This window comes from Halomonas mongoliensis (assembly GCF_052496345.1).
In genome coordinates, this window is the sequence record NZ_CP199288.1 from 340,154 (window position 1) to 351,915 (window position 11,762).

Sequence of the window (11,762 nt, forward strand, 5' to 3'; positions counted from 1 at the left end):
GCACCGAGTATAAACAACTGTTTGAAAGTTGCCAGGCGTCTCTCGCCCTCTACCACTCCTGGCTGGTTTCGCGCAGGGCGGCGACCTCGGCCTTGGCCGCCTGCAGGCAGCCGTGGAGCTCCTCGCCCAGGGCGGCGGCGCTGCCTACGGCGATCAGGCCGGCACCGGCCCCGGAGCGGCGCCGGGCGGCGCCCTCGCTTGCGTGCAGCAGCTCGAGCCGGGAAATCAGCCAGCCGAGCCAGCTGCCGGGCTGGGCGGCCAGCTCGCGCAGGCGATGCAGCTCGGCGATCTCGGCCCCCTCGGGGCCGAGAAGCTCCCGCCAGGGGTGGGCCGGCAGGCGCGCATGCTCGGTCACCTCGCGCAGCAGGGACTCCAGGGCCAGCTCGGTGAGGGCCAGGGCGCCCTCCTCGGCGGCCATGCGGCGGGCCTCGGCGTGCTCGTCCTCGCCGCAGGGAGTGCCGAGCAGCAGCTCGGCCTGATAGAGCAGCTGATTGGTACGGGCTCTCGGGGTCACTTGCGCTTGTCCTCCACCTGCCAGCGGCTGCCGTCGAAGGTGGCCTTCCAGCCGGTGGCCTTGCCCTCCTCCTCGGTCATCACGAACTGCTCCTTGGCCTTGCGCGAGTAGCGGATCTGGGTCGGGCGGCCGTCTGGGTCCTCGCTGGGGGCATCGAGCAGGTAGCGATACTTGTCGGGCAGCTCCTCGGCGTGGGCCTTGAGCTCGCGCACCAGGGGCGGGCGGGTCTCGCGGTTTCTCGGGAACTTGCTGGCCGCCAGGAAGAGGCCGCTGGCGCCGTCGCGCAGCACATAGTGGTCCTCCACCTTCTGACAGGCCAGCTCCGGCATGTCGATGGGATCCATCTTGGGCGGCGCCACCTCTCCGCTCTTGAGCAGCTTGCGGGTGTTCTTGCACTCGCTGTTGGTGCAGCCGAAGTACTTGCCGAAGCGGCCGGACTTGAGCTGCATCTCGCTGCCGCACTTGTCGCACTCGATGGTCGGGCCATCATAGCCCTTGATGCGGAAGCGGCCCTCCTCGATCTCGTAGCCGTCGCAGTCCGGGCTGTTGCCGCAGATGTGCAGCTTGCGGGTCTCGTCGATCAGGTAGCTGTCCATGGCGGTGCCGCACTTGGGGCAGCGCTGCTTGGCGCGCAGGGCGTCGGTCTCGGCCTCCTCCCCGGCGTCGGCGGCCACCGCCTCCTCCCCCGGCAGCAGGTCCATGGTCGTCTTGCAGCGCTCCTTGGGCGGCAGGTTGTAGCCCGAGCAGCCCAGGAAGACCCCGGTGGAGGCGGTGCGGATCTGCATCTTGCGCCCGCAGCTGGGGCAGTCGATATCGGTGGGCACCGGCTGGTTGGGGCGCATCCCCTCCTCGCTCTCGGCCTCGGCCAGCTCCTTCTTGAACTCGGCGTAGAAGGCGTCGAGCAGCGCACGCCAGTTCCGCTCGCCCTCGGCCACCTCGTCGAGGCTATCCTCCATGCGCGCCGTGAAGGAGTAGTCCATCAGGTCCGGGAAGGACTCCTTGAGCCGCTCGGTGACGATATCGCCGAGCTTCTCGGCGTAGAAGCGACGGTTCTCCAGCTTGACGTAGCCGCGATCCTGGATGGTGGAGATGATCGAGGCGTAGGTGGAGGGGCGGCCGATGCCGCGCTTCTCCAGCTCCTTGACCAGGCTCGCCTCGGTGTAGCGGGCCGGCGGCTTGGTGAAGTGCTGCTGGGGGTCCAGGGCGGCCAGGGTCATGGGCGTGCCCTCGGCCAGATCCGGCAGGGTCTGATCCTCGTTCTTGCCGGCCGGCTTCATCACCCGGGTATAGCCGTCGAACTTCAGCACCCGCCCCTTGGCCCTGAGCTCATAGCCCTCGGCCTGGACGGTCAGGGTGCTGGAGAGGTACTCCGCCGGGGTCATCTGGCAGGCCACGAACTGGCGCCAGATCAGCTCGTAGAGGCGTTCGGCGTCGCGCTCCATGCCGGCCAGGTCCGTGGCACGCCGTCCCACCTCGGAGGGGCGAATGGCCTCGTGGGCCTCCTGAGCGCCCTCCTTGCTGGAGTAGCCGTTGGGGGCCTCGGGCAGATAGCGCGGCCCGAACTCCTCGCCGATGAAGTCGCGCACGCTCTCCACCGCGTCCTTCGAGAGGTTGGTGGAGTCGGTACGCATATAGGTGATGTAGCCCGCCTCGTAGAGGCGCTGGGCCAGCATCATGGTCTTCTTCACCGAGAAGCCGAGCCGGCCGCTGGCGGCCTGCTGCAGGGTCGAGGTGATAAAGGGCGCGTTTGGCTTGGAACGGGTGGGCTTGTCTTCCCGGGAGGTGATGGCAAGGCTCGCCCGGCGCAGGGCGGCGATGCGCTCCAGGGTCTCGGCCTCGGAGGTGGGCCGGAAGGCCTTGCCGTCCTGACGTGCCAGCTCGAAGCGCACCGGCTCGCCGTCCGCCGCCTCGCCGCTGGGAACCAGGTCGGCGTGGACGTCCCAGAACTCCTCGGGCACGAAGGCGCGGATCTCTCGCTCCCGCTCGACGATCAGGCGCATGGCCACCGACTGCACGCGGCCCGCGGAGAGCCCCCGGGCAATTTTGGCCCAGAGCAGCGGCGAGAGCATGAAGCCCACCACCCGGTCGAGGAAACGCCTCGCCTGCTGGGCTTCGACCCGGGGAATGTTGAGGGTGCCGGGCTCCTTGAAGGCCTCCCGGATGGCATTCTTGGTGATCTCGTTGAACACCACCCGCTTGTAGCGGGTTTCGTCACCGCCGATGGTCTCGCGCAGGTGCCAGGCGATTGCCTCCCCCTCGCGGTCAAGGTCGGTGGCGAGATAGACGGCGTCGGCCTTCTCGGCGAGCTTCTTGAGCTCGGCCACCACCTTCTCCTTGCCGGGCAGGATCTCGTAGTTGGCCTGCCAGCCGTGCTCGGGGTCGATCCCCATGCGGCGGATCAGCTGCTCCTGGGACTTGCGCTTGCGGTACTCGGCCTTCTCCTCCGGCGACATCTTGCGGGTGGCCGCCGCCTGGCGCGCACGCTCCTTGGGGTCCGAGGCCGCCTTGCCCGAGCCGCTGGTCGGCAGGTCACGAATATGCCCCACGCTGGACTTCACGATGAAGTCGCTGCCGAGATACTTGTTGATCGTCTTGGCCTTGGCCGGCGACTCGACGATGACCAGTGACTTGCCCATAGTGCTCCACTGAAAGTGCACGGCGCGGGCCACAAGCCCACGCCTGACGATGCCATACCGCCCTGACACGGCGGCGAAAAATGCGCCTACCCTAACCCAGCGCAGAACATCGCGCCAGTCGCAGCCGCGGCGGAGTGCTTCTTGACCCTAGACCGCCCCGAGGCGCCAGTGCAAGGCCCTTAAACGGCAGCGCCCCCGCTGCCTTGGGCAGCGGGGGCGCCTTTGGTGGAACCGCGAGGCTAGCGCTTGCGCCCGCCTCCCGCCGGCTTGCGCCGCGGGGCCGTGGCGCGCCGGCGCGGGGCTGCCGACGAGGTACTTCCCTTCTCCGCGGGTTCAGCGGGCGCGTCTGCCTTGGCGTCGGGCTCGGCCTTGGCAGCGGGCTCTGCCTTGGCGTCGGGCTCGGCCTTGGCAGCGGGCTCGACCTTGGCGTCAGGTTCGGCCTTGGCGGCGGGCTCGGCCTCTGCCTTGGCGTCGGGTTCGGCCTTGGCAGCGGGCTCGGCTTCTACCTTGGCATCCGCGGCAGGCTGGGACTCCATCAGCCCTTCCAGGCTGCTGAACGCCAGCCGCTGGGCCTCGGCCTGGCTGCCGATCCACTCCTCGGCCTCGGCGCGGGCCTGGGCCTCGATGATCGGCGCCTGGTCGATGGCCCGTTCGAAGAGGTCGCGAACCCGCACCAGGCGCTCCCGGGAGTGCTCGGAGAGCTCGCCGCTGGCCGCCAGCACGTGCTCGATATGCTCGAGGTGGGTGGCGATCTGCTCCGCCGTCTGCCCCTCGAGCAGCTGGGGCAGCGCCTCGACGGCCCCCTCACGATCCAGCTTGAGGATAAAGAACTGCTCGCGCATCAAGCACTTGAAGTCGGCCACGGACAGCTCGGACTCCAGCTCCGCGTGGGTGGCACGCAGGCGCTTGAAGTTGCGCTCGTCGGTGGAGGGTGCCCCACCCAGCACATAGATCAGGGCGCGGATCACCGCCTCGTGGCTGCCACCCTCGGCGATACGCTCGGCGAGCTCCGCCTGGCGACGGGCGATGAAGCGGCGATGCTCCGGCTCGGCCCCGGGGCGGCGACGATGCACATGGGCATCACCGCCCAGGCCCACCAGGGACTGCAGCAGCGGCTGGCCGTAGAGATCCAGGAATAGCCGTTCGGTGGCGCCGTCGCGAAGGTCGCGCCAGGCGTTCAGCGACCCGGTGATCTGGCTCGAGGCCACCGACTCCAGCACCCGGAAGAGGTTGTCCTCGTCCAGCGCATGGCGGTCCCGGCGAATCCCGTCGGCCAGCACCGAAATGGGCGCCATCAGCGGGTTACGGTCGGAGAAGAGCCGGTAGCCCAGGCGATTGGGGTGCATTCGGCGCATCCAGCGAGCCGACTCCGGGGTCGCCATGGCCCTCAGCCAGGGCTGCATGAAGAGCCGGTAGAGGCCCAGGTTGATCTCCGAGATCCGCGCCACCGTGGCGAAACGGGCGTCGTCCTCGGGGCTGTGCTGCACCACCCGGTCGAGCTCCTCGATGCTGCGCGGCTGGAACTCCAGCAGGTAGTCACGCTCGATCAGCTCCGCATCGTCGCGCTGGGCCGCCTCGGAGACGGTGGTCTCGTAGAGGCCCGGGGGCAGCACGTCGATATAGTCCATGTTGGCGGTGAACTCGGTGTGCTCCTTGCGCGAGACGTCACCCGAGACGAAGATCCCCAGATGGCCGGTGCTGTCATGGACGCAGTAGACGATGGTCTGCTCGTTGGCGATCACGTCCTGGGTGCCCTCGTAGAGGTCGCGCACCCAGCCCAACGCCTGGGGCGGCGGCGTGATGTCGTCACCCCAGGAGCAGAACACCACCACCGGCGAGCGCACATTGCGCAGGTCGATGCGGCGACCGTCGGAGGTCACCATCTGGGCGGTGGAGAGGCGGTTGCCCACGAAGAGGTTGTCGACGATGTACTGGATCTCCTCGCCGCCCAGCACCACGTGGCCGCCCCACCAGCGTTCGAACTCCAGGTAGCGCTCCGCCTCGGTATCGACGTTGGCATAGAGGCGATACTGCTTCGTCCAGTAGGTATTGGCCGGGTTGAGGTTCTCGAAGTTCTGCACCAGCCAGGCACCGTCGAACTGCCCCGCCCCCAGGTCGCTGAACAGGGAGGTCATCCAGCTGCCGCCGGTCATGCCGCCGGTATAGCGCATCGGCGCCTGGCCGCGCACGCCGGCCCAGTAGGAGAGCGGTGAGCCGGCGATCAGGATCGGGCCGAAGAGGTCGGGCTCCAGGGACGCCGCCATCATGATCTGCCAGCCGGCCTGGCAGTTGCCCACCACCATGGGCTTCTCGGCATCGCTCTGGGCATGGCGCTCGTTGACGTGGCGCAGGAAGGCGATCTCCGCCTCCACCACGTCCTCGACGGTCTGGCCGGGCTCGGGATAGGGCAGGAAGCCGATGAAATAGCAGGGATGGCCGGCGCGCAGCGCCACGCCGATCTCGCTATCGGGCTTGAAGCCACCGATCCCCGGGCCGTGGCCGGCGCGGGGGTCGACCACCACGAAGGGGCGCATCTGGAGATCGGTGGGATAGCCCTGGGGGGGGAGGATCCGCAGCAGCTCATAGTTGACCGGGCGAGACAGCTCACGGCCGTCCATCAGCACTTCGGCCTCGAAGCCCAGCACGCTGGGCTTGGTCTTCTCGATATGTTCCAGGTACTGGTTGCCGCGAACGCGCATCACGTCCAGATAGAGCACGCTGCGCTCGAAGGCATCCAGCCAGTAGCGGCCGGCGGCGCGGCCGAACCCGAAGGGGTCCAGCAGGGACAGCGCAGCGGCCGGGGGAGTCGGCATAGGAAGGTTCATTGCGAGCTCCTGGCATTGCGGTCAGGGAAAGAGGGGGCATTGCCGCATCGTCACGGCGACATTTGCTGCATTGCAATATAACGCAGATTAGACGATGCAGCGAGTGAAAAATACGTGACACCCTCACTCATAAGGGCGCCAGCGGCACCAGCATGGCGCTGGCACGCTCGGCCCCGAACAGCTCCGTCAGGCCCCGGCGGGCGCGCCGTTGCGCCTCCTCTGCATTGCGCCCCCAGGCCAGCAGGCGCGCCTCGCCGTGATCCACGCCGGTCCGATCCAGGCGCAGGCCGGGGCCGCCCGCGAGCCCCGCTTCCGGCGGCGGAAAACAGCGCCACAGCAGGGCGTGGCCGCGGGGCACCAGGCTGGCCTGGCGGTCGCGCAGACGATCCCCCGACGCCAGGCGCAGCTGGGTCACCGCCAGGTCCAGGCCGGTGAGGGCCTCGTCCAGCCCCTCCCAGCCGGTCAGCCCGGGACGCATGTCGCTGAATCCCAGGCGATTGCCCTGCAGGCTGAAGCCGAGGGTCACCAGTCCGACCAGCTCGAGCCCGGCGAGCCCCTGGCGCGCCAGCTGCCCCAGATAGGCGCGCTGCTCCGGCGTCAGCCAGAGGGCGGGCGCCCGCATCAGCGCCGGCGAAATGGGCTCGCGAACGGCGAGCCAGCGCACCCGCCCCAGGCGGTCGCAGAGCACCGCCAGCTCCACGCGCCGTCCAGGCGCCTCCGGGTCGGCCAGGGGCACCCCGGCCTCGCGCAGCAGCGTACGGATGGCGCCGCCATCCTGCATCGCCTCGACCAGCGCCACCCGCGGCCCCAGGAAGGCGAGGCCGGCCCGGCGGCAGGCCTGCGCCAGGGCCAGCTGGCGCTCGGGGGAAGCCTCGCCGGGGTGCAGCAGCGTACAGCCCGCCTCCAGCGCGCGAGCGACCAGCGCCTCGGGGGGCTCCTCGTCGACAGGGGCGCTCAGGCAGGCCAGCCCCAGCTCGGCCGCCGCCTGGCGAACCCGGAGCCCGCCCGGCCCGGTGGCGGCCAGGGCGATACGCATGGCAGAGCCGGGAGAGAGGGTAGGCATCGGCGGTGTCATGGTGAATCAGATCTCCTCGGGGCCTGGGGTGGATAGCGTCAGCCGGGATGGCCTCCCCGAGCCCGGCAGTGCTAGCATGACTATCGAATTGACAGGAGGCCGGCGGTACCCTCCGGCAAGCGCCCATGACCACTCCCAAGCTGCTCAACAAGCTGACCTTTCGTCAGCTGCAGGTCTTCCAGGCGGTTCACGACCAGCACTCCTACTCGCGCGCGGCCGAGCAGCTGGGGCTGACCCAGCCCGCGGTCAGCGCCCAGATCCGCCAGCTGGAACAGGCGCTGGGGCAGCCGCTCTTCAAGTATGCCGGCAAGACCCTGCACGTGCTGCCGGCGGCCGACGCCCTGGCGGCCTCGGTGCGCGCCATCTTCGGCCAGGTGTCGCGGCTGCAGATGGCGCTCTCCGACATGTCGGGTACCATTCGCGGCGAGCTCAACCTGGCAGCGGTCTCCACCGCCCAGTACGTGGTGCCCTTCCTGCTCGCCCGCTTCCGCGCCCACTACCCCAACGTCCAGGTGCGCCTCAAGGTATGCAACCGCAGCCAGGCCCTGGAGCGCCTCGCCGAGCGGCGCGACGACCTGGTCATCATGGCACGGGTGCCCGAGGACCGGGAGCTGGTCTTCATGCCGATCTTGGACAACGAGATGGTGCCCCTGGTGTGGCCCGGCCACCCCCTGCTCCAGGCTGCGGCCCCCACCCTCGAGGACTTCGCCCGCCACTACGTGCTGATGCGCGAGCCGGGCTCCGGGGTGCGCAGCGCCTTCGAGGAGCTGGCCGCCGAACAGGACGTCGGCCTCCCCCACCGCATCGAACTCGGCACCAACGAAGCGGTCAAGCAGGGGGTGATGGCCCAGCTCGGCGTCGCCGTGCTGCCGCGTCTTGCCGTGCGCCTGGAGCTCGAGGCGGGGCTGCTCGAGGAGCTCGCCCTCCCCGGCTTCCCGCTGCGCCACTCCTGGTGCACCGTCTATCCTCGGGAGCGCTTCCCGACGCCGGTCACCGAGCTCTTCCTGCGCTTCGTGCGCGAGCACCTGGCGGAATTTCACGCTCACTTCCAGGCCCCGCCCCGCCCGCTGCCCAACCACGGCGTCGAGTGCCTGCCCCTGACCACCTGAGCCAGGTCATGGCGGCACCACTCCGCGCCCGCTAACGATGCCGATGCCCTGCGACTATGGTAGATTGATGGCCCTCTACCCAGTAACCATCAGCCCAGCCGAGGCGGCCGGCGCCCTCCCGCGGAGCGCACCTGCACCACCCGGCCGGGCCGAGCGAAGGGGCTCACCTTCATGAGCGACAAGACCTCCAGTCACGTTCCCAGCGGCGAGAAGTTCCGCACCGAGCACGGCTTCGCCGCCATCAAGGACGGCATCAAGCAGCGCCCCCAGCAGGACGAGGGCGGCGGCGTCAGCGGTCGCAAGCCCAAGTGGCTGCGCGCCCAGATCCCCGGCGGCGAGCGCTTCGAGGCGGTCAAGCGCAACGTCAGCGAGCACCGCCTGAGCACCGTCTGCGCCGAGTCCCACTGCCCCAACATGGGGGAGTGCTGGAGCAACGGCACCGCCACCATCATGCTGATGGGCTCGGTCTGCACCCGCGCCTGCCGCTTCTGCGCCGTGGACACCGGCAACCCGGGCGGCTGGCTGGACGCCGAGGAGCCCGCCAATACCGCCCAGTCGGTGGAACTGATGGGGCTGCGCTACGTGGTGCTGACCTCGGTGGACCGCGACGACCTGGAGGACGGCGGCGCCGCCCACTATGCGGCCTGCATTCGCGCCATCAAGGAGAACACCCCCGAGGTAGTGGTCGAAGCGCTGACCCCCGACTTCGACGGCGAGCAAAGCGCCATCGAGGCGGTGGTGGACTCCGGCCTCGAGGTGTTCGCCCAGAACGTCGAGACCGTGGAGCGTCTGACCCGGCGGGTGCGCGACCCCCGTGCCGGCTACCGCAAGACCCTGGACGTGCTGGCCCACGCCAAGCGCCACAACCCCGAGGTGCTCACCAAGACCAGCCTGATGCTGGGCCTGGGCGAGACCGACGAGGAGATACTGGCCACCTTCGACGACCTGCGCGAGATCGGCGTGGATATCGTCACCCTGGGCCAGTACCTGCGCCCCACCCGCAATCACCTGCCGGTGGAGCGCTGGGTCTCGCCGGCGGAGTTCGAGCGCCTGCGCCAGATCGGCCTGGAGAAGGGCTTCATGGAGGTGGCCGCCGGCCCCCTGGTGCGCTCCAGCTACCGGGCCGACCGGGTCTTCGAGAAGAACAACCTGGGCCTGGCCGCCCCGGCGGAGGTACCCGGGCAGGCGCCCGACCCCAACCGCATCGACGCGGTCAACGTGGGATAACAGGCACAAGGGGCGAGGAAGCGAGGACACCCTAGCCCCTCGTTCCTCGCGCCTCCTTCTTGACTATTTCGCGCCCCAACTCCCGTGCCAGGCACTCCGCCAGGCGCTCCCCCACCTCCGCCACATCCGGGCAGTCCTCCACCAGATCCGCCAGGCGCGTCATCGCCATGCCCGCATAGCCGCAGGGGTTGATGCGCGCAAAGGGGGAAAGGTCGCCGTCGACGTTGAGCGCCACGCCGTGGAAGCTGCCGCCGCGGCGAATCCGCAGCCCCAGGGAGGCGATCTTGGCCTCCCCGGCCTCGGTCTGGACATAGACCCCCGGCGCATCCGGGCGCGCCCGAGCATCGACGCCCCGCTCGGCGAGCAGGGCGATCACCGCATTCTCCAGGGCGCTGACCAGCTCCCGCACGCCCAGCCGCGACCGCCGCACGTCGATCAGCGGATAGAGCACCAGCTGGCCAGGGCCATGGTAGGTGACCTGGCCGCCGCGGTCGGTCTGCACCACCGGAATATCACCCGGCATCAGCAGATGCTCGGGCTTGCCGGCCTTCCCCTGAGTAAAGACGGGGTCGTGCTCCACCAGCCAGAACTGATCCGCCGTGGTGTCGTCGCGCTCGTCGGTGAGGTCGCGCATGGCCTGCCAGACGGGCGCGTAGGGCCGCCGGCCCAGGCGATGGAGCTCGATGGGCGGCAGCGCCGAGACCTGGGTCATCACACCACCATATGCACGCGGCCGGTGGCCTTGAGCTCGACGAAGAGCGCCTGGAGCTGGGCCTCACCGGTGGCGCGGATGGTCAGGCGCACCGACTGGAAACGACCGTTGCGGCTGTCGACCACCTGCATCTGGGCGGCGTCGAAGTCGGGCGCATGCCGGGTGACCACCTGGCAGACCACCGCCGGAAAGTCCTCCGCCGCGTCGCCTACCACCTTGATGGGGTAGTCGCAGGGAAAGGTGATTCTGGGCGGCCTGCCGGAGGCCGGACGGCTCGGCTGACGCAGGTCGCGAAGAGACTTGTCGCTCATCTCGGGGCTCATGATTCATGGGGTTTGCCGCCATTTTACGCAACCTGGGGCGGCGACACCAACGGCAAGCGCCGAGCACCCTGCGCCCGGCGCTTGCCAGCGGCTCAGCCGAACCAGCCGCCGACGAGATTGGCAAAGAAGCGGCGCACCTGGTCGAACAGCTTCTTGACGAAGCCGCCCTCCTCCACCGACTCCAGCGCCACCAGCGGCTGCTCGCCCACCACCTCATCGCCGAGGCGCACCTCGAGGGTACCGATCCGCTGGCCCGCCGCGATGGGGGCGGCCAGGTCGGCCTGGATATCGAGCCGAGCGCTCAGCTCCTCGTTGCGGGCCCGGGGCACGGTCATCACCACGTCGCGATCGACCCCCGCCTGCAGCGTGTTCTCCTCTCCGCCCCAGACCCGCGGCGTATTGAGCACGCTGCCGGCGTCATAGAGCTTGAGGGTCTCGAAGTAGCGGAAACCGTAGCTGAGCAGCTTCTGAGTCTCCTGGGCCCGCGCCTCCTCGGAGCTGGTGCCCATCACCACCGAGATCAGCCGCATGCCGTCGCGCTTGGCAGAGGCCACCAGGCCGTAACCGGCCTCGGTGGTCCAGCCGGTCTTCAGGCCGTCGACGCTGGGGTCGCGCCACAGCAGGCGGTTGCGGTTGGGCTGGCGAATGTCGTTGTAGGTGAAGTACTTCTCGGCATAGACCGCATAGTGCTCGGGATAGTCGTTGATGATGTACTGAGAGAGCAGCGCCATGTCGCGGGCCGATGAGTACTGCTCGGGGTGCGGCAGGCCGGTGGCGTTCTTGAAGTTGGTATTGTGCAGGCCCAGGCGGGTCGCGTGCTGGTTCATCAGGTCGGCGAAGGGGGCCTCGCCGCCGGCCAGGTGCTCGGCCACCGCCACGCTGGCGTCGTTGCCCGAGGAGATGATGATCCCGTAGAGCAGATCGCGGATGGAGACCTGGGTATCCACCTCGATGAACATCTTGGAGCCGCCGGTGCGCCAGGCGTTCTCGCTGACCCGCACCATGTCACTCATGCTGATGTTGCCGCGGTCCAGCTCGCGCTCGACCAGATAGGCGGTCATCAGCTTGGTCAGGCTGGCCGGCGGCAGCCGCTCGTCGGCGTTGTGCTCCACCAGCACCCGGCCGCTGTCGGCGTCCATCAGGATCCAGGAGTTGGCCGCCAGCCGGGGCGGTGACGGGATCATGGTCTGGGGCTGAGGCTGAGGCACCGGCACGCTCTGGGCCGAAGCCAGGCTCGAGACCATCAGCAGGCAGGCCAGCAGCAGCGGCACCAGCCGCAGGCGTTGAAATGAAAACAGCTCTCTCATGGGGACGAATCTCACCAAACGATCATCGGGGAAG

Annotated in this window: 9 protein-coding genes; 2 read left to right on the top strand and 7 right to left on the bottom strand. The window is 69.1% G+C overall.

What is annotated here, in order from left to right; all coding sequences use genetic code 11:
• Nucleotides 1-49: 49 nt before the first annotated feature.
• From ACRYRV_RS01560 to ACRYRV_RS01575, 4 genes are all read right to left on the bottom strand, one after another.
• Nucleotides 50-514, bottom strand: coding sequence for a DUF6586 family protein (locus ACRYRV_RS01560; RefSeq protein ID WP_309635795.1), 465 nt, complete (start codon nt 512-514; stop codon nt 50-52).
• Nucleotides 511-3,150 carry a type I DNA topoisomerase gene (gene topA, locus ACRYRV_RS01565; RefSeq protein WP_309635794.1) on the bottom strand — a complete coding sequence of 880 codons (2,640 nt, stop codon included), beginning with the start codon at nt 3,148-3,150 and terminating at the stop codon, nt 511-513. The genes ACRYRV_RS01560 and topA overlap by 4 nt, the downstream gene beginning before the upstream one ends.
• Nucleotides 3,151-3,389: 239 nt before the next feature.
• Entirely contained in the window at nt 3,390-5,975 is a 2,586-nt protein-coding gene (locus tag ACRYRV_RS01570) for a DUF3141 domain-containing protein (RefSeq protein ID WP_309635793.1), read from the bottom strand.
• Nucleotides 5,976-6,102: 127 nt separating this feature from the next.
• The gene (locus ACRYRV_RS01575; RefSeq protein ID WP_444984173.1) at nt 6,103-7,050 is read right to left on the bottom strand and encodes an ATP-binding protein; all 948 of its coding nucleotides are present in this window, start codon (nt 7,048-7,050) and stop codon (nt 6,103-6,105) included.
• A gap of 125 nt (nt 7,051-7,175) precedes the next feature.
• Here ACRYRV_RS01575 and ACRYRV_RS01580 point away from each other — a divergent pair, with 125 nt between their 5' ends.
• Nucleotides 7,176-8,159: a LysR family transcriptional regulator gene (locus ACRYRV_RS01580; protein WP_299315900.1), complete on the top strand. Its 984-nt coding sequence runs from the start codon at nt 7,176-7,178 to the stop codon at nt 8,157-8,159.
• 171 nt (nt 8,160-8,330) lie between these two features.
• Nucleotides 8,331-9,386: a lipoyl synthase gene (gene lipA / locus ACRYRV_RS01585; RefSeq protein WP_444984172.1), complete on the top strand. Its 1,056-nt coding sequence runs from the start codon at nt 8,331-8,333 to the stop codon at nt 9,384-9,386.
• Between the two features lie 31 nt (nt 9,387-9,417).
• On the opposite strand, the gene lipB is transcribed toward lipA, so the two are convergent.
• The 3 genes from lipB to ACRYRV_RS01600 form a co-directional block, all read right to left on the bottom strand.
• A complete protein-coding gene (lipB, locus tag ACRYRV_RS01590; RefSeq protein WP_444984171.1) occupies nt 9,418-10,098 on the bottom strand; it encodes a lipoyl(octanoyl) transferase LipB in 681 nt (226 codons plus the stop codon).
• Nucleotides 10,098-10,409: an HP0495 family protein gene (locus tag ACRYRV_RS01595; RefSeq protein WP_253451119.1), complete on the bottom strand. Its 312-nt coding sequence runs from the start codon at nt 10,407-10,409 to the stop codon at nt 10,098-10,100. Before ACRYRV_RS01595 ends, lipB begins: the two co-directional genes overlap by 1 nt.
• Before the next feature lie 104 nt (nt 10,410-10,513).
• On the bottom strand, nt 10,514-11,728 hold the full coding sequence (locus tag ACRYRV_RS01600) for a D-alanyl-D-alanine carboxypeptidase family protein (RefSeq protein ID WP_444984170.1): 1,215 nt from the start codon (nt 11,726-11,728) through the stop codon (nt 10,514-10,516).
• Nucleotides 11,729-11,762 lie beyond the last annotated feature (34 nt).

Excerpts from the sequence above, each read along its gene's own strand:
- lipA (WP_444984172.1), top strand. The coding sequence starts at position 8,331 with ATGAGCGACAAGACCTCCAGTCACGTTCCCAGCGGCGAGAAGTTCCGC.
- ACRYRV_RS01580 (WP_299315900.1), top strand. The coding sequence starts at position 7,176 with ATGACCACTCCCAAGCTGCTCAACAAGCTGACCTTTCGTCAGCTGCAG.
- ACRYRV_RS01600 (WP_444984170.1), bottom strand. The coding sequence starts at position 11,728 with ATGAGAGAGCTGTTTTCATTTCAACGCCTGCGGCTGGTGCCGCTGCTG.
- ACRYRV_RS01595 (WP_253451119.1), bottom strand. The coding sequence starts at position 10,409 with ATGAGCGACAAGTCTCTTCGCGACCTGCGTCAGCCGAGCCGTCCGGCC.
- lipB (WP_444984171.1), bottom strand. The coding sequence starts at position 10,098 with ATGACCCAGGTCTCGGCGCTGCCGCCCATCGAGCTCCATCGCCTGGGC.
- ACRYRV_RS01570 (WP_309635793.1), bottom strand. The coding sequence starts at position 5,975 with ATGAACCTTCCTATGCCGACTCCCCCGGCCGCTGCGCTGTCCCTGCTG.
- topA (WP_309635794.1), bottom strand. The coding sequence starts at position 3,150 with ATGGGCAAGTCACTGGTCATCGTCGAGTCGCCGGCCAAGGCCAAGACG.
- ACRYRV_RS01575 (WP_444984173.1), bottom strand. The coding sequence starts at position 7,050 with ATGACACCGCCGATGCCTACCCTCTCTCCCGGCTCTGCCATGCGTATC.